The organism is Senegalia massiliensis (assembly GCF_900626135.1).
GTDB lineage: Bacteria > Bacillota > Clostridia > Tissierellales > SIT17 > Anaeromonas > Anaeromonas massiliensis.
Genome location: NZ_LR130786.1, coordinates 578,584 through 604,533 on the forward strand (window position 1 = coordinate 578,584; position 25,950 = coordinate 604,533).

A 25,950-nucleotide genomic window follows, 5' to 3' on the forward strand; every position below is an offset into this window, starting at 1 on the left:
CCCTCCTTTATTTCTTTTTCTTTTTACTTGCTAATTTTTTAGGACCTTTTCTAGTTCTTGCATTATTTTTAGTATGCTGTCCTCTTACTGGTAAACCTCTTCTATGTCTTAAACCTCTATAACTACCAATTTCTTTAAGTCTTTTGATATTCATAGCTGTTTCTCTTCTAAGGTCACCTTCAACCATAATATTATCTATTTCATTTCTAAGTTTACTTACTTCATCTTCAGTTAAATCTTTCACTCTTGTATCTGGATTAATACCAGTTGTTGCTAATATTTCATTTGATTTTGATTTACCTATACCATATATATAAGTTAATCCAATTTCTACTCTTTTATCTCTTGGTAAGTCTATACCCGCGATTCTGGCCATTTAAGCTTACACCTCCTAAACTTATGTTTACGATTATCTATTCATAAAGCAGCCGCGCTCTAATTTTATTAATCAACTAAATATTATACTACAAAATCCTTTATAAAACTAGGGTAAATATTATCCTTGTTTTTGTTTGTGCTTAGGATTTTCGCATATAACCATTACTTTTCCTTTTCTTCTAATAAGTTTGCATTTTTCGCACATCTTTTTTACTGATGGTCTTACTTTCACTGTAATCCCTCCTTGTTACTTCTTTCGCCACGTAATCCTTCCTCTTGATAAGTCATATGGTGACAATTCAACAGTAACTTTATCTCCAGGGAGAATTCTTATGAAATTCATTCTTAATTTGCCTGAAATATGTGCTAATATCTCATGACCATTTTCTAACTCTACTTTAAACATTGCATTTGGTAAAGTTTCTGAAACTGTTCCTTCTACCTCTATAACATCTTTTTTGGACATAAGGTTATATAACCTCCATTTCCTGGCTTTAATTCTCTTTTACTAAAGAAGCCAATAATTTTCTAATATATGCATTGTTGAACTTTTCTTTAGCTTCGATCTTATTTTTTAATTCATCAAAAATTTTATTTGTTTTTTTGATATGTTTAACTTTCTTCTTTTTAGGATTATCTAGCTTTCTTAAACTTCCATCTACTAGTAAAACATAATTTTTATCTATTATATCAACTACGATGAAAAATTTATCACTATCTCTTCCAGCACTAGACTTTACAACTTGACCTAATTCAAGTTCTCCTGTAGTTTCCAAATGCTTCACCTCTAGATTGTTAAAATTTCTGGTTCTCCATCGGTAATAGCTATAGTATTTTCATAATGAGAAGATAATTTACCATCAAGTGTTACCACTGTCCATTCATCTTCCAATACTTTTACTCTAAAGGTACCCTCATTCACCATAGGTTCAATTGCAAGAACCATTCCTCTTTTAAGCCTCGGCCCTTTACCTGGTGGTCCATAATGAGGTATTTGTGGATCTTCGTGCATTGATCTTCCTATTCCATGACCTACATAGTCTCTTACAACTGAAAAGCCATTGCTTTCAACATACTTTTGTATTGCATGAGATATGTCAGATAGCCTGTAACCTTCTTTAGCAAATTTGATTCCTTCAAAAAAACTATCTTTAGTTACATCTATAAGTTTTTTAGCATTTTCACTAATTTTGCCTACACTATGTGTCCTAGCAGCATCTCCATAATAACCATCAACTATAGTACCGATATCTATACTTATAATATCGCCATCTTTTAATTTTTTTAATCCTGGTATACCATGAACTACTTCATTATTTATTGAAGCACAAATGCTACCTGGAAAGCCTTGATACCCTTTAAATGCTGGTACACTACCGTGCTTAGTAATAAATTCATAAGCTGCTTCATCAAGCTCTTTTGTTGTTATTCCAGGTTTGATTAAACCCTTCAAATATTCATGAGTCTTGGATACTAGATTTCCAGCTACTTTTAACTTTTCTATTTCTCTCTTGCTTTTTAAAATAATCATTATTTCTTGCTCCCAAGAGCATCTACTATATCATCAAAAACTTTATCTATATCTTGTGCACCATCTATATTCAATAAAACACCTTGTTTATTGTAATATTCTATAAGTGGTGAGGTCTGATTTTCATAAACTTCAATTCTTTTAGCTACAGTTTCCTCATTATCATCATCTCTTTGATAAAGTTCTCCTCCACACACATCACATTTGCCTGGTATAGTAGGTGGATTAAATTTAATGTGGTAAGTAGCACCACAATCTTTACAAATTCTTCTACCTACAGCTCTTTCTACTAATTCATCTTTTGATACTTTAATGTTAATAACATTATCTAAAGACCAACCTAAATTTTTAAGCTCAGTATCAAGGGCTTCAGCTTGAGCTACTGTTCTTGGAAAACCATCTAATAAAAATCCATTTTCTGTATCATTTTCTGTCAATCTATTTTTTACTAGACCTACAACTAATTCATCAGGAACAAGTAATCCCTTATCCATGTATTCCTTAGCTTGCTTTCCTAAATCAGTACCCTCTTTAATGTTTTTTCTAAATATATCTCCAGTAGATATATGTGGTATATTATATTTATTTATTATACCTGAAGCTTGGGTTCCTTTCCCAGCTCCAGGTGGTCCTAATAATATAAGTCTCAAAATCTCATCTCCTTAGAGAGTTTTCTATTTTAAGAATCCTTTATAATGTCTCATCATCATTTGTGACTCCATTTGCTTAACAGTTTCTAGTGCAACACCAACTACGATTAATAGAGCTGTTCCTCCAAATCCTATTTTTAAATTACCAAATGAAGATAAAATTGTTGGCATAGTAGCAATAAGTGCTAATACTATGGCACCAACCAAAGTAAGTCTTGATATAACCCTATTTAAATACTCCGTTGTAGGTCTTCCAGGTCTAATACCAGGAATAAAACCACCATTTTGCTTTAAGTTATTTGCATATTCAACTGGGTTAAATTGTATTGCAGTATAGAAATAAGTAAAGAATACAATCAATATTACATTTAATATTGAATATATCCATACTCCTGGGCTACCTTGTGGTGATAACCATTTTGATATAAAAGCTGCCCAACTTTCAAAGAAAAATCCTAAAGTTTGTGGGAATGCTAGTAATGATGAAGCAAATATAACCGGAATAACTCCAGCCATTAATACTTTTAATGGTATATGTGTGCTTTGTCCACCATACATTTTTCTTCCTACAACTCGCTTAGCATATTGAACCGGAATTCTTCTTTGTCCTTCTTGTATTGCTACAACACCAGCTATAACAATAACAGCTATTATAGCAAATAAGATTAATTCTATCAAGCTAACAGTTTTAGCATTTAACCAAAGGTTCACTGCATTATATATTCCTACAGGTATCCTTGAGATAATCCCTGCAAAGATTATAAGTGATATACCATTTCCTATACCATTTTCTGTTATCTGCTCACCTAACCACATCAAGAATGCTGTACCTGCCGTAATTGTTATAACTACAACTGCTATAGGAAGTATTCCATCGCCTATTATAGCATTTTGGAATAAGCCTACTGATATACCTATTGCTTGAATTAATGCAAAAACTACTGTTAAATATCTAGTATATTGTGCTATTTTTTTTCTTCCTACTTCGCCTTCTTTAGCTAAAGCTTCTAAAGAAGGTATAACTATAGTTAATAATTGAATTACTATAGATGCGGTAATGTATGGATAAATATTAAGAGCAAAAATAGTCATCTGACCAAATGCTCCACCACTCATTAAGTTAAATAGTTCTAATACTCCTCCACCACTACCTTGAAATAATTCTTCAATAACTTCTTTATTCATAAATGGTACTGGTATATTTGAACCTAATCTAAAAACTGCTAACATTAATAATGTAAATAGTATTTTTTTTCTTAAATCCGGAATTTTCCATGCATTTCTTAGAGTTGATAACACTTTAGATCACCTCTACCTTTCCCCCTGCAGCCTCTATTTTTTCAACAGCTGATTTGCTGAATTTGTGGGCTTTAATAGTTAGTTTTTTGTTTAACTCACCATTTCCGAGTACTTTAACGCCATCTTCTAATTTCTTTATTAGTTTTGATTCCTTTAATAATTCTGGAGTTATTTCTACTCCTTCTTCAAATCTATTTAAATCTTCTACATTTACTATAGCATAGTTTGTAGCGAATACATTAGTAAATCCTCTTTTAGGTAATCTTCTATATATTGGCATTTGTCCACCTTCAAATCCTGGTCTTACTCCTCCACCAGAACGTGATCTTTGGCCATTTTCACCTCTACCAGAAGTTTTACCTTGTCCTGTAGCTGTACCTCTACCAAGTCTTTTACGGCTTTTAGTGCCTCCATTTTCGTTAGGTCTTAACTCATGAAGTTTCATAGTCGCACCTCCTTACTTTAAATTACTCAACTATTTCTACCATATGGTTTACTCTGTTTACCATACCTCTTATTTGTGGATTATCTTCGTGCTCTACCACTTGACCTATTTTTCTAAGGCCTAAAGCTTCAACTGTTTTAATTTGCTTTTCAGTTTTGCCTATTTTACTTCTAATTAATTTCACTTTTATTTTAGCCAAGGTTCTCGCCCCCTAACCTATGATTTCTTCTACTGATTTTCCTCTTAGCTTTGCAACTTCTTCAGAAGTTTTAAGTCTATCCAATCCATCTATAACTGCATTTACCATATTTCTTGGATTACTTGTGCCTAAGGATTTTGTTCTAATATCTCTTACACCTGCAAGTTCTAATACGTCACGAACAGGACCACCTGCTATAACTCCTGTACCTTCTGGAGCTGGTTTCAATAATACATTACCTGCACCAAATCTACCTATTATTTCATGTGGTATAGTAGTACCAACCATTGGTACTTTAACTAAATGCTTTTTAGCATCTTCTATAGCTTTTCTTATAGCATCTGGAATTTCAATAGCCTTGCTCATTCCTACTCCTACATGACCATTTCCATCTCCAACTACAACAAGTGCACTAAATCTAAAGTTTCTACCACCTTTTACAACTTTAGTTATACGATTTATATTAACAACTTTTTCTTGTAAATCTAATTCACTAGCATCTATACGTCCACGCTTCATTTGTTCCCCTCCTTTGTCTAAAAATTAAGGCCAGCTTCTCTTGCTCCTTCAGCTAATTCTTTTACTCTACCATGATAAATATATCCGCCTCTATCAAAAACTACAGATTCAATATTTTCTTTTTTCGCTTTTTCTGCTACAAGCTTTCCTACTTCTCTAGCAGCTTCTTTGTTAGATGTGGATTCTAACTTATCTTTTAAGTCTTTATCAAGAGTGGATGCTTGAACTAAAGTAACGCCGTTAACGTCATCAATTATCTGAGCATATATATGATTCAAACTTCTATAGACATTTAATCTAGGTCTCTCAGGAGTTCCTTGTACTTTGTTTCTCATTCTAGCATGTCTTTTTGATCTTCTCTCATTTTTTCTTACTTTATTAAGCACTCTTGTTCACTCCTTTCTTTCTATTTAGCAGTTTTACCTTCTTTACGTCTTACTCTTTCACCTTCGTATCTTATACCTTTACCTTTATATGGCTCTGGTTTTCTTAATTCTCTTATAACTGCTGCGTAATTTCCTACTTTTTGCTTATCTATTCCCTTAACTATTATCTTAGTGTTTGATGGAACTTCAGTCTCGATTCCTTCTGGATCTTCCATTTCTACTGGATGTGAAAAACCTAAATTCAAGTTTAGTTTTTTACCTTGTTTTTGTGCACGGTAACCTACACCTTGTATTTCTAATCTTTTTTCATATCCCTTAGTAACACCAATAATCATATTATCTATCAGTGTTCTTGTAAGTCCGTGAAGGGATTTATGTCTTTTATTTTCAGTAGGACGACTTACTGTTATTTCATTATCTTTTATTTCTATATTCATATCTTTTTCTAATTGTTGTTCTAATGTTCCTTTTGGTCCCTTAACTACCATGTAGTTTTTATCATCTAATTTAACCTCAACACCTTCAGGTATCTGTATTGGTTTAAGACCTATTCTTGACATAATTGCACCTCCTCATAGATCTAATAATCTATTACCATACGTAGCAGATTACTTCTCCACCTACGTCGTTCTTTTTAGCTTCTTTATCAGTTAATATACCTTTTGAAGTAGAAAGTATTGCTATTCCTAGCCCTCCTAAAACTCTTGGTATTTCATCTTTTTTAGCGTATACTCTAAGTCCTGGTTTTGATATTTTCTTAAGTCCAGTTATTACCTTTTCATTATCTCTGCTGTATTTAAGTTGCACTCTTATTATTCCTTGTTTACCATCTTCGATCACATCATAGCCCTTTACGAAACCTTCATTTAATAATATCTCAGCTATTGCTTTCTTGATGTTAGAAGCAGGAATATCTACTGTATCGTGTTTTTGACGATTAGCATTTCTTATTCTTGTTAACATATCAGCGATTGGATCTGTCATTGCCATTAGAGTTACCTCCTTCCACTCTCGTTTATTCTTACCAACTTGCTTTCTTTACCCCTGGTATTTGTCCTTTATATGCTAGTTCTCTAAAACATATACGACATACACCAAATTTTCTTAAATAACCATGAGGTCTTCCGCAAATTCTGCATCTATTATATTCTTGTGTACTATATTTTGCTTTTTTTTGTTGCTTTAATTTCATAGCTTTCTTTGCCACATAAATCCCTCCTTATTATTTTTTAAAGGGCATTCCCATAAGAGCTAAAAATTCTCTTGCTTGCTCATCATTTTCAGCAGTAGTTACTATAATTATATCCATTCCATTAATTCTATCAACTTTATCATATTCAATTTCAGGGAATATTAACTGTTCTTTTATTCCTAAAGCATAATTTCCTCTTCCATCAAAAGATGTTTTAGAAACACCTCTAAAGTCTCTAACTCTTGGTAAAGCAATATTCATTAATTTATCTAAAAAGTCATACATCCTAGTTCCTCTTAGAGTAACTTTTGCTCCTACTGGCATACCTTCACGAATCTTAAAGTTAGAAACAGACTTTTTCGCTTTAGTTGTTACAGGTTTTTGACCTGTTATAATCTTAAGTTCTTCTATAGCTGTTTCTAAAGCTTTAGGATTATCTTTCGCTAATCCCATACCTATATTAATTACTATCTTTTCTAATTTTGGTACTTCCATTACATTTTTATAATTGAATTTTTCTACAAGTGATGGCACTACATCATTTGTATACTTTTCTTTTAAACGTGATGTCATAACCTATCCTCCTTCCATGAAACTTAGTCGATTACTTCGCCGCTTTTCTTGCTCACTCTTACTTTCTTTCCATTATCTAATGTCTTATATCCTACTCTTACACCTTGATTATCAGATTTACTCCAAAGCATAACATTTGATGCATGAATAGCGCCTTCTTGATGAACTATACCACCTTGTTGCATTTGTTGACTAGGCTTTTGATGTTTAGTTATCATGTTGACACCTTCAACTAATACTCTGTTTTTCTTCGGTATAACTTGTAATACTTTACCTTTTTTACCTTTATCTTTACCTGCTATAACTACAACAGTGTCTCCTTTTTTCACGTGCATTCATTACACCTCCCTTTATAATACTTCAGGTGCTAGTGAGATTATCTTCATGAAGTTTCCGTCTCTTAGTTCTCTTGTTACAGGACCAAAGATACGAGTTCCTGCTGGCTGTTTGTCATCTTTTACAATAACAGCAGCATTTTCATCAAATCTAATATAACTTCCGTCATCTCTTCTTAGACCTTTTGTAGTTCTTACTACTACTGCTTTTACTATGTCACCTTTTTTAACAACACCGCCGGGTGTTGCTGTTTTAACAGAAGCAACTATTATATCTCCAACATTTGCATATTTTCTTCTTGTACCACCTAAAACTTTTATACATAATAACTCTTTTGCACCAGAGTTATCTGCTACTTTTAAGCGAGATTCAACTTGAATCATATATTACCCTCCCTTCAGTTCTGTAAGGATTATTTAACTTTTTCTATAATTTCTACTAATCTCCATCTTTTTTGCTTACTTAATGGTCTAGTTTCCATGATTTTCACCTTATCACCTATGTTACACTCATTATTTTCATCATGGGCTTTAAATTTTGTTGTTTTCTTAACTTGCTTTCCATAAAGTGGGTGAGAAATAAATGTTTCTACTCCAACTACTATTGTTTTATCCATTTTATTGCTCATAACTTTACCTGTTCTTACTTTTCTATTTGCTCTTTCCATTAATTAGCCCTCCTTTCATGGAACTATTAAGCCTTTAATTCTTTTAGTTCGCGTTCTCTTGTTATAGTCTTTACTCTTGCTATATCTTTTCTTACAACTTTTATCCTCATAGGATTATCAAGTTGTCCAGTAGCTAACTGGAATCTTAAGTTGAATAACTCAGACTTTAACTCAGCTAGCTTGTTTTCTAATTCATTTTTTGTCATTTCACGTAGTTCACTAGCTTTCATTAGCTTCACCACCCTCATCACGAGTTACAAATTTACATTTAATAGGTAGTTTATGCATTGCTAATCTCATAGCTTCTCTTGCTAATTCTTCAGATACTCCAGCTATCTCAAACATTATCCTACCTGGTTTTACAACGGCTACCCAGTACTCTGGTGAACCCTTACCTTTACCCATACGAGTTTCAGCAGGTTTCTTAGTTACTGGTTTATCTGGGAAGACTTTTATCCAAATCTTTCCACCTCTTTTTACGTGCCTTGTCATAGCCCTTCTTGCTGCCTCTATTTGATTTGATGTAATCCAACCTGGCTCTAAAGCCTGAATTCCATACTCTCCATAAGTAATAGTATTTCCTCTGGTTGCTTTACCTTTCATTCTTCCTCTATGCTCTTTACGATGCTTTACTCTTTTAGGCATTAACATGACCTATTCCTCCTTCCTTAAGGGATTACTGTTCTTCTTTAACCGGAAGAACTTCTCCTTTATATATCCAAACTTTAACACCAATTTTTCCATAAGTTGTATCAGCTTCTGCAAATCCATAATCAATATCTGCTCTAAGTGTTTGTAGAGGTATAGTACCTTCACTATATCCTTCAGTTCTTGCCATATCTGCACCATTCAATCTACCAGCTACTGAAGTTTTAATACCTTCTACTCCAGTTCTCATTGTTCTTTGAATACTTTGCTTCATAGCACGTCTAAAAGATACTCTTCTTTCAATTTGTGATGCAATATTCTCTGCAACTAATTGAGCATCTTTTTCTGGAACTTTTACTTCCTCAACATTTACAACAACTTTTTTATCAGTCATTTTTTCTAAGTCTTTTCTTAGTGCTTCTACACCTGAACCACCTTTACCTATAACCATACCAGGCTTAGCAGTGTAAACATTAAGTTTTATTCTGTTTGCTGCTCTTTCAATTTCTATTTTAGAGATTCCAGCGATAAACATTTTTTTCTTAACATATTTACGTATCTTATTGTCTTCCACTAAATAATCCGCAAAGTTTTTCTTGTCTGCGTACCATCTTGAATCCCAATCTTTTATTACTCCAACTCTTAAACCATGTGGGTTAACTTTTTGACCCATTCGTATCCCTCCTTTTCTTATTCTCTTTCTTTAACTACTACACCTATATGACTAGTTCTTTTTCTAATTTGAAAAGCTCTACCTTGAGCTCTTGGTCTCCATCTTTTAAGTGTTGGACCTTGATTTGCATAAACTTCTGATATATATAAATTATCTCTATCTAAATCAAAATTATTCTCAGCATTTGCTACTGCTGATTTTAGAACCTTTTCTAATTTATCTGCGCCTTTTCTAGGAGTGAATTTTAATATAGCAAGTGCTTCATCTACATTTTTTCCTCTTACTAAATCAGCAACTATTTGAACTTTTCTAGGTGAAATTCTAACATGTTTAGCTATTGCTTTAGCTTCCATTTTCGTCCCTCCTCACATCAAAATCCTTCTTATATTATCTAAGTGATGTTTTCTTTTCTGTATCTCCATGTCCTCTGAATGTTCTAGTTGGAGCAAACTCACCTAGTTTATGACCAACCATATCTTCAGTAATATATACTGGAACATGCTTTCTTCCGTCATAAACCGCTATAGTGTGTCCTATCATTTGAGGAAATATAGTTGAACGACGTGACCATGTCTTAATTACTTTTTTATCATTCTTCTCATTTAATTCTTCAACCTTTTTCATTAAATGATCATCTACAAAAGGTCCTTTCTTTAATGATCTACCCATTAAAGTGCCTCCTTTCAACTGTTATTATCTATTTGATTAATTACTTTCTTTTTCTTGATCTTACAATATACTTATCAGACTTCTTATTTTTCTTACGAGTTTTATATCCAAGTGTAGGCTTACCCCATGGAGTTACTGGAGATGGTCTACCTATAGGAGTTCTACCTTCACCACCACCGTGTGGATGGTCGTTAGGGTTCATAACACTACCTCTTACAGTAGGTCTAATTCCCATATGTCTCTTTCTACCAGCTTTACCTATAGTAATATTTTCATGATCTATATTACCTACTTGACCTATAGTTGCTCTACATTCAATTCTTACCATTCTTACTTCTCCAGATGGTAATTTAACTTGAGCATAATTACCTTCTTTAGCAGTTAATTGAGCAGAGTTACCTGCTGAACGAACTAATTGTCCACCTTTACCTGCTTTAAGTTCTACATTATGAATTGTTGAACCTACTGGTATAAATTTAAGTGGTAATGCATTACCTATTTTGATATCTACATCTTCACCTGATTCTATAGTATCTCCTACCTTTAATTTATTAGGAGCTAATATATATCTTTTTTCACCATCTGCATAATGAATCAGCGCTATATTCGCTGTTCTATTTGGATCATATTCTATTGTAGCTACCTTACCAGGTACGCCATCTTTATTTCTTTTGAAATCAATTATTCTATATTTTCTTTTTGCTCCGCCACCTCTATGACGTATAGTTATCTTCCCTTGACTATTTCTTCCAGACTTTTTATTTAAAGAAGTTAAAAGTGACTTTTCTGGTTGGTCTGTTGTTATTTCATCAAAAGTAGAAACTGTCATTTGTCTCAAGGCTGGTGAAGTAGGTCTAAATTTTTTAATACCCATTATGTTTCCCTCCTTCTTACTAACTATTTATTACATACCTTCGAAGAATTCAATCGCTTTACTATCTTCAGTTAAAGTTACCACAGCTTTTTTCCAGCTTGGTCTTCTTCCTATATTTCTTCCCATTCTCTTAAGTTTTCCAGTCATATTCATTGTATTGACCTTACTTACTTTAACATCAAATATTTTTTCAACTGCTTTTTTTACTTCAGTTTTATTGGCTCTTTTATCCACTACAAAAGTGTACTTACCTTCAGCCATATCATTCATACTTTGTTCTGTTACTACAGGTCTTCTTATTATATCATGTGGATTACGCATTAAGCATACACCTCCTCCACTTTTTTAACAGCATCTTTAGTTATGATAAAAGCATCATATTTTAATATGTCATATACATTTATTGTATTAACTAATGCAGTTTGCACACCTTCAATATTTCTTGCTGATTTAATTATATTTTCATCTTTTCTATCCATAACTATAAGAGCTTTTTTGTTTGCATTTAAATTTTTCAAGATATTTGCCATTTCTTTTGTTTTAGGTTGATCCATTTTTATTTCATCAACAACAAACAGTTCATTATCTAAAACTTTAGAACTCAAAGCTGATTTCATAGCAAGTCTTCTAACCTTTTTTGGTACACTATATCTATAATCTCTTGGTTTTGGAGCGAATGTTACACCGCCACCTACCCAATGTGGTGCTCTTATACTTCCTTGACGAGCTCTACCTGTACCTTTTTGTCTCCAAGGTTTTCTTCCTCCACCTCTTACTTCAGCTCTAGTTTTAACAGATTGAGTTCCTTGTCTTTTATTAGCTAATTGATTTTTTACTACTTCATATAATACATGCTTATTTACTTCTACTCCGAACACATTATCATTTAATTCTATATCATCGATTTGCTCACCTGATACGTTATATAAAGCTACTTTAGGCATTTCATATCCTCCCTTCTATAGAACTTATTTAGAAGCCTTTACGCTTTCTTTTATTGTTAATAATCCACCCTTAGGTCCAGGTATTGCACCTTTTACAAGTAGTAAATTATTTTCAGTGTCAATTTTAACTATTTCTAAGTTTTGAATTGTTACTTTTCTATGACCCATATGTCCTGGTAATTTTTTACCTTTAAATACTCTTGATGGATCTGATGAAGCTCCCATTGAACCTGGTCTTCTATGATATTTTGAACCATGTGTTTCAGGTCCTCTTGATTGTCCGTGTCTTTTAATAACACCTTGGAACCCCTTACCTTTTGAAACACCACTTACATCAATCATGTCTCCTGCTTCAAATAAGTCAACTTTTAATTCGTCTCCTACATTGAAATTAGATGAATCTTCAACTCTAAATTCAACTAAATGCTTCTTAAGATCAACTTGAGCTTTACTAAAATGTCCCTTTATAGGTTTATTCACTTTCTTTTCTTTTATTTCTGAATATCCTACTTGAATAGCATTATAACCATCAACATCTGTAGTTTTAACTTGCACTACATTCATCGGGCCTGCTTCTACAACTGTTACAGGAACTACTTTTCCTTCTTCAGTAAAGATTTGAGTCATTCCTATTTTCTTTCCTAATATACCTTTCATTCAATACACCTCCTGTTTTCTTACAGCGGATTACCGTTACAGTAATCATTCTAAGTAAGGTGTTAACCATACTTATTCAATTTAACAATTATAATTTAATTTCAATATCAACACCTGCTGGTAAATTAAGTTTCATTAATGAATCAACAGTATTTGGTGTTGGGCTTAAAATGTCGATTAATCTCTTATGAGTCCTTTGTTCAAACTGCTCTCTAGAGTCTTTGTACTTATGCACAGCTCTTAATATTGTGATAACTTGCTTCTCTGTTGGTAACGGTACTGGACCTGAAACCTTAGCACCAGTTCTTTTAGCAGTTTCTACTATTTTTTCAGCAGATGCATCCAAAACATTATGATCATAAGCTTTTAATCTTATTCTTATCTTTTGTTTCCCTTTAGAACTATTAGCCATTTACGATTCCCTCCTTCTATCGCATGTTTATTTACATACGACAAGGTTTTACCGATACACTTATCCGGGTGTTTTCTAATGTAAAAAAGATAAATGTTCAGGCAAAGCCTGCCGCCCAATTAGTAATTGGACATTCTCAGCAAAAATTCCCTGCAAGATGCAGCTACCTCTTGCCTCATCGCATGTCAACCGCATACTTTAATATTTTAACTTAAAAATACACAAATTACAAGGGTTTTTTTCATTTTTTTCATTTTTTTTATTTTTTTTATTAAATTAAAAGAAGGGCTTCCCCTTCTTTTAATTTACTTATATTATTACTCTATTATTTCACTAACTACTCCAGCTCCAACTGTTCTTCCACCTTCACGTATAGCAAATTTAAGTCCTTTTTCCATTGCTATTGGTGTAATAAGTTCAATTGTAAATTGTGCGTTATCTCCTGGCATTACCATTTCTACGCCTTCATCTAATTGAATTGAACCTGTAACATCTGTTGTTCTAAAGTAAAATTGTGGTCTGTATCCGTTAAAGAATGGTGTATGTCTTCCACCCTCTTCTTTGTTTAATACATATACTTCTGATTTGAATTTTGTATGTGGTGTTATTGAACCAGGCTTAGCTAATACTTGACCTCTTTCAATATCATCTCTTTGTACACCTCTTAATAGTGCTCCAATGTTATCTCCTGCTTGTGCTTGGTCTAGTAACTTTCTAAACATTTCTACTCCTGTTACTACCACTTGTCTTGCACTATCTGCTAATCCTACTAATTCTACTGTGTCTTGTACTTTTAGTACTCCTCTTTCTACTCTTCCTGTTGCCACTGTTCCTCTACCTGTAATTGAGAATACATCTTCTACTGGCATTAAGAAGTCTTTGTCTACTTCCCTTTCTGGTGATGGAATTGTTTCATCTACTGCTTCCATTAATTCCATGATCTTATCTCCCCACTCACCACTTGGGTCTTCTAATCCTTTTAGAGCTGATCCTATTATTACTGGAATGTCATCTCCATCAAATTCATATTCTGATAATAATTCTCTTACTTCCATTTCTACTAATTCTATTAATTCTTCATCATCTACCATATCTGCTTTGTTTAAGAATACTACTATTTGTGGTACTCCAACTTGTCTTGATAATAAGATGTGCTCTCTTGTTTGTGGCATTGGTCCATCTGCTGCTGATACTACTAGTATCGCTCCGTCCATTTGTGCTGCTCCTGTTATCATGTTCTTTACATAGTCAGCATGGCCTGGGCAGTCAACGTGTGCATAATGTCTGTTTTCTGTTTCATACTCAACGTGAGCTGATGATATTGTTATTCCTCTTTCTCTTTCTTCTGGAGCTTTATCTATGTTGTCAAATGCTGTTGATTCTCCAAATCCAAGTCTTTCATGTAATACTGCTGTTATTGCTGCTGTTAATGTTGTTTTACCATGGTCAACGTGTCCTATTGTTCCAACGTTAACATGTGGTTTAGTTCTTTCATATTTTGCTTTTCCCATTATTAATCCTCCTCAATTTTTTAAATTATTTTCCCATAATTTCTTCTGCAATACTTTTAGGAACTGCTTCAAAATGATCTAATTCCATAGAATAGTTTCCACGACCTTGAGTATTAGATCTTAAATCTGTTGCATATCCAAACATTTCAGAAAGTGGTACAAAAGCATTTATAGCTTTAATTCCATTTCTATCTTCAAAATTCTCAATTCTACCTCTTCTAGAGTTGATATCTCCCATTACATCTCCCATATATTCATCAGGAATAAGAACTTCAACTTTCATATATGGTTCTAATATAACAGGTTTAGCTTTAGCCATAGCATCTTTAAATGCCATAGAACCAGCTATTTTAAATGCCATTTCTGATGAGTCAACCTCATGATATGATCCATCATATAATGTGATTCTAAAGTCAGATACTGGGTATCCTGCAAGTATACCTGTTTGAGCTGCTTCTTGAATACCTTGATCAACTGCTGGAATATATTCTTTTGGAATAGATCCACCTTTGATTTTGTTTTCAAATTCATAGCCTGAGCCTGGTTCTAATGGCTCCATGATAATCTTAACATGACCATATTGACCTTTACCACCAGACTGCTTAGCATATTTAGACTCAACATCTGCTTTAGTTGTAATTGACTCTTTATAAGCAACTTGAGGGTTACCTACATTCGCCTCTACCTTAAACTCTCTTAAAAGTCTATCTACTATTATTTCCAAATGAAGTTCACCCATACCAGAAATTATAGTTTGACCTGTATCTTCATCAGTATAAGTTCTAAAAGTAGGATCTTCTTCTGCAAGTTTTGCAAGTCCTATACCCATTTTTTCTTGACCAGCTTTAGTTTTTGGTTCTATAGCTACAGAAATAACCGGCTCAGGGAAGATCATTGACTCAAGTATAATTGGATTATCAGGATCACAAAGTGTGTCACCTGTTCCAGTTGATTTAAGTCCTACTGCTGCTCCAATATCTCCAGCATATGCAATATTTATCTCTTCTCTACTATTCGCATGCATCTGTAATATACGACCAATTCTTTCTCTTTTATTCTTAGTTGAATTCAAAACATATGAACCTGACTCCATAGTTCCTGAATAAATTCTAAAGAAAGCAAGCTTACCTACATATGGGTCTGTCATTATTTTAAACGCTAATGCACTAAAAGGCTCATCATCTGATGATGGTCTTTCTGAAGGTTCTTCCGTCTCAGGAAGTATACCTTGAATAGGTGGAACATCTAATGGTGAAGGCATATATTCAACAATTGCATCAATTAATAATTGAACACCTTTGTTTTTATAAGCTGAACCACAAAGAACAGGAACTATTTCATTAGCTATAGTAGCTTTTCTAATTCCTTCTTTCAATTCTTCTTTTGTTATTTCTTCACCTTCTAAATATTTCATCATTAATTCTTCATCAGCTTCAGAAACTTTTTCAACTAAATTTTCTCTAAGTTCTTCTGCTTTTTCTTTTAAGTCTTCAGGGATTTCAGTAACTTCAATTTCTTTCCCTAAATCATCTTTATAGATTTTTGCATCCATTTCTATTAAATCAATTATTCCGCTAAAGTCATCTTCAGCACCAATAGGCATTTGAACAGGTACTGCATTTGCCTTTAATTTTTCTATCATAGTGTCTACAGACATAAAGAAGTCTGCACCCATTTTATCCATTTTATTTACGAAGCACATTCTAGGAACCCCGTATTTATCTGCTTGACGCCAAACTGTTTCTGATTGTGGTTCAACACCACTCTTTGCGTCAAATATAGCAACTGATCCATCAAGTACACGAAGAGATCTTTCAACCTCTACAGTAAAGTCCACATGCCCTGGTGTATCTATGATATTTATTCTATGGTCTTTCCAAAATGCTGTTGTTGCAGCAGAAGTTATAGTAATTCCTCTTTCCTGCTCTTGCTCCATCCAGTCCATTTGAGCGCCACCTTCATGAGTTTCACCTAGTTTATGAACTTTTCCTGTGTAGAATAATATTCTCTCTGTTGCAGTTGTTTTACCTGCATCTATATGAGCCATTATCCCAATGTTTCGTGTTCTCTTTAAAGGATAATCTCTTGCCATAATTGTTTCCTCCTTCCTGCTTCTGTTATATTATTACCATCTATAATGTGCAAATGCTTTATTAGCTTCTGCCATTTTATGTGTATCTTCTTTCTTCTTAACACTTGCTCCAGTATTGTTGTTAGCATCCATTATTTCTTTAGCTAATCTCTCACTCATAGTTTTTTCTCCTCTTTTTCTAGAGTAAGTTGTTAACCATCTAAGTCCTAATGTCTGTCTTCTTCTAGGTCTAACTTCTATTGGTACTTGATAAGTAGCCCCACCAACACGTCTAGCTTTAACTTCTAATACAGGCATTATATTTTCTAACGCATTATGAAATACTTCTAATGGTTCTTCACCTGTTTTTTCAGCTATTATATCAAACGCTCCATAAATTATCTTTTGAGCAACTCCTCTTTTACCATCTAACATAATAGAGTTAATTAGTTTTGTTACTACTTTATCCTTATATATAGGATCTTCCATTATTTCTCTTTTTTGAATATGACCTTTTCTTGGCACGTCTCTTCCCTCCTTAATAATCAAGATTAATTCTTAGGTACTCGATTCCGAAGAATCGTGGTGCACATAATGTATATATTAAGCTATAGGCTCCTGAGGAATCATAGCATTACATTCCGCGCTTTTACCATAATACTATTTTAGTTTTTTGGCTTCTTAGTACCATACTTAGATCTTGCTTGTCTTCTTTCATCAACACCTGATGTATCTAATGTACCTCTTACAATATGATATCTAACTCCAGGTAAGTCTTTTACTCTTCCACCTCTTATAAGAACAACACTATGTTCTTGAAGATTATGGCCTATACCTGGGATATAAGCTGTAACTTCATGTCCATTTGTAAGTCTAACTCTTGCTATTTTTCTTAAAGCTGAGTTAGGTTTTTTAGGTGTAACAGTTTTAACAGCTGTACATACTCCTCTTTTTTGTGGTGAATTTATCTTTGTAGTCTTCTTCTTTAATGAGTTAAATCCATCATTTAAATGTGGAGAGTCAGATTTTTTAGTTACTTTCTTTCTACCTTTTCTTACTAATTGGTTAATAGTTGGCATATGGGCACCTCCTTCCAAATTTACTTAAGTATAGCTACTGTTGCAGCTCTAACATCAATTCCACAGGCTTCCCCTAGCTCTTTCATGCTTTTTATAAAAATGACTTCTACTGATTTTTTATTAGCTTCTTCTAATAAATCACTAGTAACCTTTTTATCTGCATCTTCTGCTACATATAAAAGATTAACACTATCTTTCATTAAAAATCTTTTAGCCTGCTTGGTTCCTACTACTTTGTTCTTATCTTTAATATTAGATAACAAAACAAGTCTCCTCCTTAAAATACCGATAGGATTATGGAATAAACTTATCCCATAATCACTATCAATACTAAAAAGACAATCAAATTTACATACTCAAATATTGTAACATCACATAGAATAACTGTCAAGAATTATAAGTTATATTTCCAAATCTTCTTCTATTATTTTTTTCTCTTCATTGTCTTCTATAATTTGTACATCTTTTGATTGATCTAAGTCCTCTTCTAAAGGTTCTGTTCCATTCACTGCAATAGATTTATATTTTCTCATACCAGTACCAGCAGGTATAAGTTTTCCAATTATAACATTTTCTTTTAATCCTAATAAATGATCTTCTTTTCCTTTTATTGCAGCTTCTGTTAAAACTCTTGTAGTCTCTTGGAAAGAGGCTGCTGAAAGGAATGAATCTGTAGCTAAAGATGCTTTAGTAATTCCTAAAAGAACTCTTTTACCAACTGCTGGATCGCCACCATCAGCTTCAATTCTATCATTTTCAGATTGGAATTCAAATATATTTACAAGACTTCCTGGAAGTAAATCTGTATCTCCAGAATCTTCGATTTTAACTCTATTTAACATTTGTCTAACTATTACCTCAACATGCTTATCGTTAATATCAACACCTTGCATCTTATAAACTCTTTGAACTTCCTTTACAATGTAATTTTGAACTCCAATTACACCTTTAATCTTTAGTATATCATGAGGGTTAACAGATCCTTCTGTTATTTCATCTCCAGGTTCTATTTCTTCGTCTTGTCTTACTTTTATTCTAGAACCATAAGGAATTGTATAAGTTTTAGATTCTTTATCCTCATTTGTAACAACTACTTCTTTTTTCTTTCTGGTTTCATTTATACTTACTTTACCGGCTATTTCAGATATTATAGCAAGTCCTTTAGGTTTTCTAGCTTCAAATAACTCTTCTACCCTTGGAAGACCTTGAGTTATATCTCCACCAGCTACCCCACCAGTATGGAAAGTACGCATTGTAAGCTGTGTACCAGGTTCACCTATAGATTGTGCTGCTATTATACCTACAGATTCACCAACATCTACTTTTCCACCTGTTGCAAGGTTTTTACCATAACATTTAGAACATACACCGTGCTTAGATTCACATGTTAAAGCAGAACGAACATCTAATGAAGTTATTCCAGCATCTATTATTTCTTTTGCTTTATCATCATTTATAAATTCTTGTTTTTCTACTATAACTTCTCCTGTATTAGGATTTTTCAAAGTATCTAAACTGTATCTTCCAACTATTCTATCATATAGTTCCTCTATTACTTCATTACCATCCATAAATGCCTTAACATTTATTCCTTTTTCTGCTCCACAGTCTTCTTCCCTTACAATTACATCCTGACTTACATCAACAAGACGTCTTGTAAGATATCCTGAGTCAGCAGTTCTAAGCGCTGTATCTGCAAGTCCTTTTCTAGCACCATGGGTAGATATAAAGAATTCGAGTACTGATAAACCTTCTCTAAAGTTTGATTTAACTGGTATCTCTACAGTCTTACCAGAAGCATTCGCCATAAGTCCTCTCATACCAGCAAGCTGTCTTATCTGGTTTTTACTACCTCTAGCCCCTGAGTGACTCATAATAAAGATATTATTTAATCTGTCTAGATTCTCCATAAGAGCGTCAGTAACATCTTCTGTTGTTTTAGTCCATACTTCTATAACTTTTTCATATCTTTCTTCATCTGATATAAGTCCTCTTCTAAAAGCTCTCTCATATTTCTCAACCTTTTCTTCTGCTTCTCCTACAAGTATTCGTTTAGCTTCTGGAACAATTATATCACTTACTCCAATTGTTACAGCTCCTATAGAAGAATAATGGAATCCTAGGTTTTTAATGTGATCCAGCATAATAGCAGTAGTAGTATTTCCATGCTTTTTAAAACATTTATCAATTATTACTCCAAGTCCTTTTTTAGTAACAAGTCCTTTATTTTGATCATTACCAGGGTCATCATTTAACCCATCAGTTTCAAGAAAATATTTATCTTTACTTCTATCTATAATTCCTAAATCTTGTGGTATATTTTCATTAAATATAAATCTTCCTACCGTACTTTCCACAAGTTTACCTTTATCATTCTCATCTAATTTAACTAAGACTTTAACTTTAGCATGAAGTCCAACACTTTCATTTTGATAAGCATGTAATAACTCATCATAATCTTTAAATATCATACCTTCACCTTTTTCACCAGGTATGTCGATAGTTAAATAATAAGTTCCAAGTACCATATCCTGAGTTGGAGTGGTTATTGGGCTACCTGCTTGTGGTGCTAATATATTATTTATAGAAAGCATTAAGAATCTTGCTTCAGCTTGTGCCTCAGTAGATAACGGAACGTGAACAGCCATTTGGTCCCCATCAAAGTCTGCATTATATGCAGTACATACTAATGGATGAAGTTTTATAGCTTTACCTTCTACTAATATAGGTTCAAATGCCTGTATTCCTAAACGGTGAAGTGTAGGCGCACGATTAAGTAATACTGTATGATCTTTAATTACTTCTTCTAATACTCCCCATACTTCAGGTTTAATTTTTTCTACCATTCTCTTAGCACTTTTAATATTATGTGCAAATCCATCATTAACAAGTTTCTTCATTACAAATGGTTTGAATAATTCAAGTGCCATTTTTTTAGGTAAACCACATTGATAAAATTTAAGATCAGGACCTACAACAATAACAGATCTACCTGAATAATCTACCCTTTTACCAAGTAAGTTTTGTCTAAATCTACCTTGCTTACCTTTCAACATGTCTGATAGTGATTTTAAAGGTCTATTACCAGGTCCAGTTACAGGTCTTCCTCTTCTACCATTATCAATAAGTGCATCTACTGCTTCTTGTAACATTCTTTTTTCGTTTCGAACAATGATATCTGGTGCACCTAAATCTAATAATCTTTTAAGTCTATTGTTTCTATTTATAACTCTTCTATAAAGGTCATTTAAGTCAGATGTTGCAAATCTACCACCATCTAATTGAACCATAGGACGTAAATCTGGTGGTATAACTGGAACTGCATCTAGTATCATCCACTCAGGTTTATTTCCAGATTGTTTAAAAGCCTCTATTACTTCGAGTCTTCTTATTATTCTAATTTTCTTTTGTCCAGAACTTTCCTTAAGTGCAGCTTTAAGTTCTTTTGACTCACCTATTAAATCTATCCTCTTTAGAAGTTCTTCTACTGCTTCTGCTCCCATTCCAGCAGTAAAACTATTTCCATGTTTATCAATTGCTTCCCTATATTCTTTTTCACTTAATAATTGTTTGCTTGATAGTGAAGTTTCACCTGGATCAATTACAACATAAGAAGCGAAATACAATATTTTTTCAAGTGATCTCGGGCTCATATCAAGTATAAGTCCCATTCTACTTGGTATTCCTTTAAAGTACCAAATGTGAGATACAGGGGCTGCGAGTTCAATATGCCCCATTCTTTCTCTTCTCACTTTAGATTTAGTTACTTCTACTCCACACCTATCACACACTACACCTTTATATCTTACTCTTTTATACTTCCCACAATGACATTCCCAGTCTTTTGTAGGCCCAAAAATCTTTTCACAGAATAAACCTTCTTTTTCAGGCTTTAATGTTCTGTAGTTTATTGTTTCTGGCTTTTTGACTTCTCCTCTAGACCACTGTCTAATTTTTTCTGGAGACGCCAACCCTATTTTTATTGAATCAAAATTGTTAAGTTCAAACAAGGGGCTTTCTCTCCCTTCCTTAAAGTTTTATAAAGAAAATTACTCATTATCATTATCATCTTCTGCTTTAAGTCCTAAATTTAAATCGTTAATCTCATCGTCTACTGATTCTTTAATCTCAATTTCATCATTATTTGTAAGAACCTTTATGTCTAACGATAAACTTTGGAGTTCTTTTATAAGTACTTTAAAAGATTCTGGAACTCCTGGTTCAGGGATATTTTCCCCTTTTACAATAGCTTCATAAGTTTTAACTCTACCAACAACATCATCAGATTTAACTGTTAATATTTCTTGAAGAGTATGAGCTGCACCATATGCTTCAAGTGCCCAAACTTCCATTTCTCCAAATCTTTGTCCTCCAAATTGTGCTTTACCACCAAGTGGTTGTTGAGTAACAAGTGAATAAGGACCTGTTGATCTAGCATGTATTTTATCATCTACTAAATGATGAAGTTTCAGCATATACATATATCCTACAGTAACTGGATTATCAAAATACTTACCAGTTCTTCCATCACGAAGAGAAATCTTTCCTGTTTCAGGAAGTCCCGCTTTTTTCAATGCCTCAAATATATCTTCTTCATTAGCACCATCAAATACAGGAGTAGCTATATGCCAACCTAATTCTTTAGCAGCCATACCCAAATGAACTTCCAATACCTGACCTATATTCATACGTGAAGGAACTCCAAGTGGATTTAATAGTATATCAAGTGGTCTACCATCAGGTAAAAATGGCATATCTTCTTCAGGTAATATTCTAGATATAACACCTTTATTACCATGACGTCCACACATTTTATCTCCAACATTAATCTTTCTTTTAGTACTTATATATACACGAACTAATTCATTAACTCCTGGTGATAATTCATCTCCATTTTCTCTCTTAAATACCTTAACATCAATAATTATACCCGTTTCACCATGAGGTACTCTTAGAGATGTGTCTCTAACTTCTCTTGCTTTTTCTCCAAAAATAGCACGTAAAAGTCTTTCTTCAGCAGTAAGCTCAGTTTCACCTTTCGGTGTAACTTTACCAACTAAAATATCTCCAGGTTTTACTTCAGCACCTATTCTTATTATTCCTCGTTCATCAAGATTTTTCAGAGAGTCTTCTCCAACATTTGGAATATCTCTTGTTATTTCTTCAGGACCTAGTTTAGTATCTCTAGCATCTGCTTCATATTCTTCTATATGAATAGATGTAAGAGCATCTCTTTTAACTAAGTTTTCATTTATTAAAATAGCATCCTCATAGTTATAACCTTCCCAAGTCATATATCCTATAAGCATATTTTTACCTAAAGCTATTTCACCTAAGTCTGTAGATGGACCATCAGCTATAACTTGGCCTTTTTCAATGCGTTCACCTTTTTCCACTATAGGCTTTTGATTTATACAAGTACCTTGGTTTGAACGTTTGAATTTGAGAAGTTTATACCTTTCTAATCCACCATCTTCATCTTTTCTGATTGATATTTCATCAGCAGATACATTTTCTACAACTCCAGAAACTTTAGATACTATAGCAACTCCTGAATCTTTTGCTGCTTTATATTCCATACCTGTACCAACTATAGGTGATTCAGACTTAAGTAATGGCACTGCTTGACGTTGCATGTTTGCTCCCATAAGAGCTCTATTAGCATCATCATTTTCAAGGAAAGGAATCATCGCTGTAGCTACAGAAACTATTTGCTTCGGAGAAACATCCATGTAATCAACCTCTTCACGGCTCACTGCATCATAAGTTCCATCTTCAGCTCTAACTACAACTCTTTTATTTAAAAATTTACCTTCTTCATCTAATGGCTCATTTGCCTGAGCAACAATAAATTTATCTTCTACATCTGCTGTAAGATAATCTATGTCCATTGTCATTCTTATTTTTTCTTTATCTGCTCTTCTATATGGAGCTTCAATAAATCCATATTCATTAATTCTTGCAAAACTTGCAAGTGAGTTTATAAGTCCTATATTTGGACCTTCTGGCGTTTCAATAGGACACATTCTTCCATAGTGAGATGGATGAACGTCACGAACCTCAAATCCAGCTCTATCTCTACTTAGTCCACCAGGACCTAATGCAGACATCCTTCTCTTATGAGTAAGTTCTGCTAATGGGTTGGTTTGATCCATAAATTGTGAAAGTTGAGAGCTGCCAAAAAACTCTTTGATAGAAGCCGCAACTGGACGTATATTAATAAGAGCTTGAGGAGTTGCAATATCAATATCTTGTATTGTCATTCTCTCTCTAACTACTCTTTCCATTCTAGATAAACCAATTCTAAATTGATTTTGTAATAATTCTCCTACTGAACGTACTCTTCTATTACCTAGATGATCTATATCATCAGTTTCTCCTATCCCTTGGAAAAGATTGAATTCATAACTAATAGAAGCTATTATATCAGGAATTATTATATGTTTAGGTAATAATTCTCTAAACCTCTGTTCTACAGCTTCTTTTATATCTTGAGTGTCTGAATATTCATCTAATATTTCTTTAAGTACAGGATAATATACTCTTTCTTTTATTCCTAATTCTTCTAAGGATATAGGCAAATCAAGTGCTTTTACATCTACAAAATGATTACCTATAACTTTTATTATCTTATTTTCCTCTGATAATATATCAACTTTATTTATGCCTGCTGCTTCTATTTCTAAAGCCTTATCTCTAGTGATTTTATCACCTTTAGAAACTATTATTTCTCCAGTTGATTCATTTACAATATTATCAGATGAAATTTTATTAACAATTCTTCCGCTTAAAGCAAGTTTCTTGTTAAATTTATATCTACCTACTTTTGCTAAATCATATCTCTTTGGATCAAAAAACAAAGTATTAATAAGTGATCTTGCACTTTCTACAGCTGGTGGTTCTCCCGGTCTAAGTCTTTTATATATTTCTAAAAGACCTTCTTCTTCATTTGTAGTATTGTCCTTTTCAATACTGTTTAGTAAATGTTCTGATTCACCTAAAAGCTGTAATATTTCTGCATCAGTACCATAACCAAGTGCTCTTAAAAGAACAGTTACAGGTAATTTTCTAGTTCTATCTACTCTTACATATACTATGTCATTTGAATCACTTTCATATTCCAACCATGCCCCTCTATTAGGAATGACCGTAGATGAAAAGAGCTTATCTCCAGTTTTGTCTACTTTTTCAGAATAGTAAACTCCTGGTGATCTAACTAATTGACTAACTATAACCCTTTCTGCACCATTAACTATAAAGGTACCTTTGTCTGTCATGAGATGGAAATCTCCCATAAATACTTCTTGTTCCTTTACTTCTCCAGTTTCTTTGTTAATAAGTCTAACTTTTACTTTTAATGGAGCTGAGTAAGTTGCATCTCTTTCTTTACATTCCTCAATACCATATTTGGGTTCATCCGACACATAATAGTCTACAAATTCTAGGATTAAATTCCCAGTATAATCCTGGATTGGAGAGATATCATCAAACACCTCTTTAAGTCCTTCCTTTACAAACCATTCATATGATGTTTTTTGAACCTCAATCAAATCGGGAAGTTCTAATACTTCATCAATTACTGAATAACTCATTCTAACCCGTTTACCATACGAAACAGGATGCACCATATTATTCACCCCTTATAAAAACTAATTCCAAAAGGTAATGGAACTCCTTTGGTGGAAAATTTTTCATTACATCTATAATACTATTGCCATAAAAATTATTTTTATACAATTTTCATGCCAAATATTCATTATTTTGCATCTTATAATGCTATCACACAACATGCAATATGTCAAGAAAAAGAAATAGCATTAAAAAAGGTACCTTTAAGGTACTTTTTATTAAAATAAATTACTTAAGCTCTACAGTAGCTCCTACTTCTTCTAACTTAGCTTTCATTTCTTCAGCTGCTTCTTTTTCAACGCCTTCTTTAACTGGCGCTGGTGCTCCATCAACTAATCCTTTAGCGTCTTTTAATCCAAGTCCAGTTATTTCTCTTACAACTTTAATAACTTTAATTTTTGAATTTCCAGCGTTTGCAAGGATAACATCAAATTCTGTTTGCTCTTCTTCTGCTGCTCCACCTGCTGCTGCTCCGCCACCTGCTACCATTACTGGTGCTTGTGCACTTACATCAAACTCTTCTTCAAGAGCTTTAACTAAATCTGATAATTCTAATACAGTTAACTCTTTAACTTGATCTATTATGTTTGTGATTTTTTCACTCATTT

General features: G+C 33.2%; 35 protein-coding genes and 1 pseudogene. All 36 read right to left on the reverse strand.

Translation table 11 applies throughout. The features are described from left to right. Positions 1–7: 7 nt before the first annotated feature. The 36 genes and pseudogenes from rpsM to rplL all read right to left on the reverse strand — a co-directional run bounded on the left by rpsM (position 8) and on the right by rplL (position 25,948). On the reverse strand, positions 8–376 hold the full coding sequence (gene rpsM, locus E0D94_RS12785; protein ID WP_130807949.1) for a 30S ribosomal protein S13: 369 nt from the start codon (positions 374–376) through the stop codon (positions 8–10). 120 nt (positions 377–496) lie between these two features. After that, the gene (rpmJ, locus tag E0D94_RS12790) at positions 497–610 is read right to left on the reverse strand and encodes a 50S ribosomal protein L36 (protein ID WP_130807950.1); all 114 of its coding nucleotides are present in this window, start codon (positions 608–610) and stop codon (positions 497–499) included. Between the two features lie 15 nt (positions 611–625). Further along, entirely contained in the window at positions 626–844 is a 219-nt protein-coding gene (infA, locus tag E0D94_RS12795) for a translation initiation factor IF-1 (protein ID WP_130807951.1), read from the reverse strand. 28 nt (positions 845–872) lie between these two features. Further along, positions 873–1,154 carry a KOW domain-containing RNA-binding protein gene (locus tag E0D94_RS12800; RefSeq protein ID WP_130807952.1) on the reverse strand — a complete coding sequence of 94 codons (282 nt, stop codon included), beginning with the start codon at positions 1,152–1,154 and terminating at the stop codon, positions 873–875. Between the two features lie 11 nt (positions 1,155–1,165). Continuing rightward, complete coding sequence (gene map, locus E0D94_RS12805) at positions 1,166–1,909, reverse strand: type I methionyl aminopeptidase (protein WP_130807953.1); 744 nt, start codon at positions 1,907–1,909, stop codon at positions 1,166–1,168. Further along, positions 1,909–2,559, reverse strand: a complete 651-nt coding sequence (locus tag E0D94_RS12810) for an adenylate kinase (protein ID WP_130807954.1) — start codon at positions 2,557–2,559, stop codon at positions 1,909–1,911. Before E0D94_RS12810 ends, map begins: the two co-directional genes overlap by 1 nt. A 24-nt stretch (positions 2,560–2,583) precedes the next feature. Beyond that, the gene (gene secY, locus E0D94_RS12815; RefSeq protein WP_130807955.1) at positions 2,584–3,858 is read right to left on the reverse strand and encodes a preprotein translocase subunit SecY; all 1,275 of its coding nucleotides are present in this window, start codon (positions 3,856–3,858) and stop codon (positions 2,584–2,586) included. 1 nt (position 3,859) lies between these two features. Then, positions 3,860–4,303 (reverse strand): 50S ribosomal protein L15, encoded by a 444-nt coding sequence (gene rplO / locus E0D94_RS12820; RefSeq protein WP_130807956.1) that lies wholly within the window; start codon positions 4,301–4,303, stop codon positions 3,860–3,862. A 22-nt stretch (positions 4,304–4,325) separates the two neighbouring features. Next, positions 4,326–4,502, reverse strand: a complete 177-nt coding sequence (rpmD, locus tag E0D94_RS12825) for a 50S ribosomal protein L30 (RefSeq protein ID WP_130807957.1) — start codon at positions 4,500–4,502, stop codon at positions 4,326–4,328. A gap of 12 nt (positions 4,503–4,514) precedes the next feature. Further along, positions 4,515–5,021 carry a 30S ribosomal protein S5 gene (rpsE, locus tag E0D94_RS12830; protein WP_130807958.1) on the reverse strand — a complete coding sequence of 169 codons (507 nt, stop codon included), beginning with the start codon at positions 5,019–5,021 and terminating at the stop codon, positions 4,515–4,517. 17 nt (positions 5,022–5,038) lie between these two features. After that, positions 5,039–5,407 (reverse strand): 50S ribosomal protein L18, encoded by a 369-nt coding sequence (gene rplR / locus E0D94_RS12835; protein ID WP_130807959.1) that lies wholly within the window; start codon positions 5,405–5,407, stop codon positions 5,039–5,041. A gap of 20 nt (positions 5,408–5,427) precedes the next feature. Beyond that, complete coding sequence (gene rplF, locus E0D94_RS12840) at positions 5,428–5,967, reverse strand: 50S ribosomal protein L6 (RefSeq protein WP_130807960.1); 540 nt, start codon at positions 5,965–5,967, stop codon at positions 5,428–5,430. Positions 5,968–5,998: 31 nt separating this feature from the next. After that, positions 5,999–6,397: a 30S ribosomal protein S8 gene (rpsH, locus tag E0D94_RS12845; protein WP_130807961.1), complete on the reverse strand. Its 399-nt coding sequence runs from the start codon at positions 6,395–6,397 to the stop codon at positions 5,999–6,001. 31 nt (positions 6,398–6,428) lie between these two features. Further along, a complete protein-coding gene (locus tag E0D94_RS12850) occupies positions 6,429–6,614 on the reverse strand; it encodes a type Z 30S ribosomal protein S14 (protein WP_130807962.1) in 186 nt (61 codons plus the stop codon). A gap of 15 nt (positions 6,615–6,629) precedes the next feature. Next, on the reverse strand, positions 6,630–7,172 hold the full coding sequence (gene rplE, locus E0D94_RS12855) for a 50S ribosomal protein L5 (RefSeq protein ID WP_130807963.1): 543 nt from the start codon (positions 7,170–7,172) through the stop codon (positions 6,630–6,632). A 23-nt stretch (positions 7,173–7,195) separates the two neighbouring features. Next, positions 7,196–7,507: a 50S ribosomal protein L24 gene (rplX, locus tag E0D94_RS12860; protein WP_130807964.1), complete on the reverse strand. Its 312-nt coding sequence runs from the start codon at positions 7,505–7,507 to the stop codon at positions 7,196–7,198. Positions 7,508–7,522: 15 nt separating this feature from the next. Continuing rightward, positions 7,523–7,891 carry a 50S ribosomal protein L14 gene (gene rplN / locus E0D94_RS12865; protein WP_130807965.1) on the reverse strand — a complete coding sequence of 123 codons (369 nt, stop codon included), beginning with the start codon at positions 7,889–7,891 and terminating at the stop codon, positions 7,523–7,525. Between the two features lie 29 nt (positions 7,892–7,920). After that, positions 7,921–8,175 (reverse strand): 30S ribosomal protein S17, encoded by a 255-nt coding sequence (rpsQ, locus tag E0D94_RS12870; protein WP_130807966.1) that lies wholly within the window; start codon positions 8,173–8,175, stop codon positions 7,921–7,923. A 26-nt stretch (positions 8,176–8,201) separates the two neighbouring features. Continuing rightward, on the reverse strand, positions 8,202–8,405 hold the full coding sequence (rpmC, locus tag E0D94_RS12875) for a 50S ribosomal protein L29 (RefSeq protein WP_130807967.1): 204 nt from the start codon (positions 8,403–8,405) through the stop codon (positions 8,202–8,204). Beyond that, entirely contained in the window at positions 8,395–8,826 is a 432-nt protein-coding gene (gene rplP, locus E0D94_RS12880) for a 50S ribosomal protein L16 (protein WP_130807968.1), read from the reverse strand. The genes rpmC and rplP overlap by 11 nt, the downstream gene beginning before the upstream one ends. Before the next feature lie 25 nt (positions 8,827–8,851). Further along, entirely contained in the window at positions 8,852–9,496 is a 645-nt protein-coding gene (gene rpsC, locus E0D94_RS12885) for a 30S ribosomal protein S3 (RefSeq protein WP_130807969.1), read from the reverse strand. 17 nt (positions 9,497–9,513) lie between these two features. After that, positions 9,514–9,849, reverse strand: coding sequence for a 50S ribosomal protein L22 (gene rplV / locus E0D94_RS12890; RefSeq protein ID WP_130807970.1), 336 nt, complete (start codon positions 9,847–9,849; stop codon positions 9,514–9,516). Between the two features lie 34 nt (positions 9,850–9,883). Continuing rightward, positions 9,884–10,165, reverse strand: coding sequence for a 30S ribosomal protein S19 (rpsS, locus tag E0D94_RS12895; RefSeq protein WP_130807971.1), 282 nt, complete (start codon positions 10,163–10,165; stop codon positions 9,884–9,886). A 40-nt stretch (positions 10,166–10,205) separates the two neighbouring features. Beyond that, entirely contained in the window at positions 10,206–11,039 is an 834-nt protein-coding gene (rplB, locus tag E0D94_RS12900) for a 50S ribosomal protein L2 (protein WP_130807972.1), read from the reverse strand. Between the two features lie 30 nt (positions 11,040–11,069). Continuing rightward, positions 11,070–11,360, reverse strand: coding sequence for a 50S ribosomal protein L23 (rplW, locus tag E0D94_RS12905; RefSeq protein ID WP_130807973.1), 291 nt, complete (start codon positions 11,358–11,360; stop codon positions 11,070–11,072). After that, positions 11,360–11,983 (reverse strand): 50S ribosomal protein L4, encoded by a 624-nt coding sequence (rplD, locus tag E0D94_RS12910; protein ID WP_130807974.1) that lies wholly within the window; start codon positions 11,981–11,983, stop codon positions 11,360–11,362. The genes rplW and rplD overlap by 1 nt, the downstream gene beginning before the upstream one ends. Before the next feature lie 24 nt (positions 11,984–12,007). After that, entirely contained in the window at positions 12,008–12,640 is a 633-nt protein-coding gene (gene rplC, locus E0D94_RS12915) for a 50S ribosomal protein L3 (protein ID WP_130807975.1), read from the reverse strand. An 88-nt stretch (positions 12,641–12,728) separates the two neighbouring features. Continuing rightward, on the reverse strand, positions 12,729–13,052 hold the full coding sequence (gene rpsJ / locus E0D94_RS12920; RefSeq protein WP_130807976.1) for a 30S ribosomal protein S10: 324 nt from the start codon (positions 13,050–13,052) through the stop codon (positions 12,729–12,731). A 317-nt stretch (positions 13,053–13,369) separates the two neighbouring features. Then, positions 13,370–14,563: an elongation factor Tu gene (tuf, locus tag E0D94_RS12925; RefSeq protein WP_130807977.1), complete on the reverse strand. Its 1,194-nt coding sequence runs from the start codon at positions 14,561–14,563 to the stop codon at positions 13,370–13,372. A gap of 25 nt (positions 14,564–14,588) precedes the next feature. Then, entirely contained in the window at positions 14,589–16,655 is a 2,067-nt protein-coding gene (gene fusA, locus E0D94_RS12930; protein ID WP_130807978.1) for an elongation factor G, read from the reverse strand. Between the two features lie 33 nt (positions 16,656–16,688). Beyond that, positions 16,689–17,159, reverse strand: a complete 471-nt coding sequence (gene rpsG, locus E0D94_RS12935; RefSeq protein WP_130807979.1) for a 30S ribosomal protein S7 — start codon at positions 17,157–17,159, stop codon at positions 16,689–16,691. A gap of 140 nt (positions 17,160–17,299) precedes the next feature. Next, positions 17,300–17,713 carry a 30S ribosomal protein S12 gene (gene rpsL, locus E0D94_RS12940; RefSeq protein WP_130807980.1) on the reverse strand — a complete coding sequence of 138 codons (414 nt, stop codon included), beginning with the start codon at positions 17,711–17,713 and terminating at the stop codon, positions 17,300–17,302. 20 nt (positions 17,714–17,733) lie between these two features. Next, positions 17,734–17,976, reverse strand: a complete 243-nt coding sequence (locus E0D94_RS12945) for a ribosomal L7Ae/L30e/S12e/Gadd45 family protein (protein ID WP_130807981.1) — start codon at positions 17,974–17,976, stop codon at positions 17,734–17,736. A 138-nt stretch (positions 17,977–18,114) separates the two neighbouring features. Continuing rightward, positions 18,115–21,723 carry a DNA-directed RNA polymerase subunit beta' gene (gene rpoC / locus E0D94_RS12950; protein WP_130807982.1) on the reverse strand — a complete coding sequence of 1,203 codons (3,609 nt, stop codon included), beginning with the start codon at positions 21,721–21,723 and terminating at the stop codon, positions 18,115–18,117. A gap of 42 nt (positions 21,724–21,765) precedes the next feature. Next, positions 21,766–25,341, reverse strand: a pseudogene (rpoB, locus tag E0D94_RS12955) (DNA-directed RNA polymerase subunit beta); the annotation flags it as partial. A gap of 229 nt (positions 25,342–25,570) precedes the next feature. Next, positions 25,571–25,948, reverse strand: coding sequence for a 50S ribosomal protein L7/L12 (gene rplL, locus E0D94_RS12960; protein WP_130807984.1), 378 nt, complete (start codon positions 25,946–25,948; stop codon positions 25,571–25,573). Positions 25,949–25,950 lie beyond the last annotated feature (2 nt).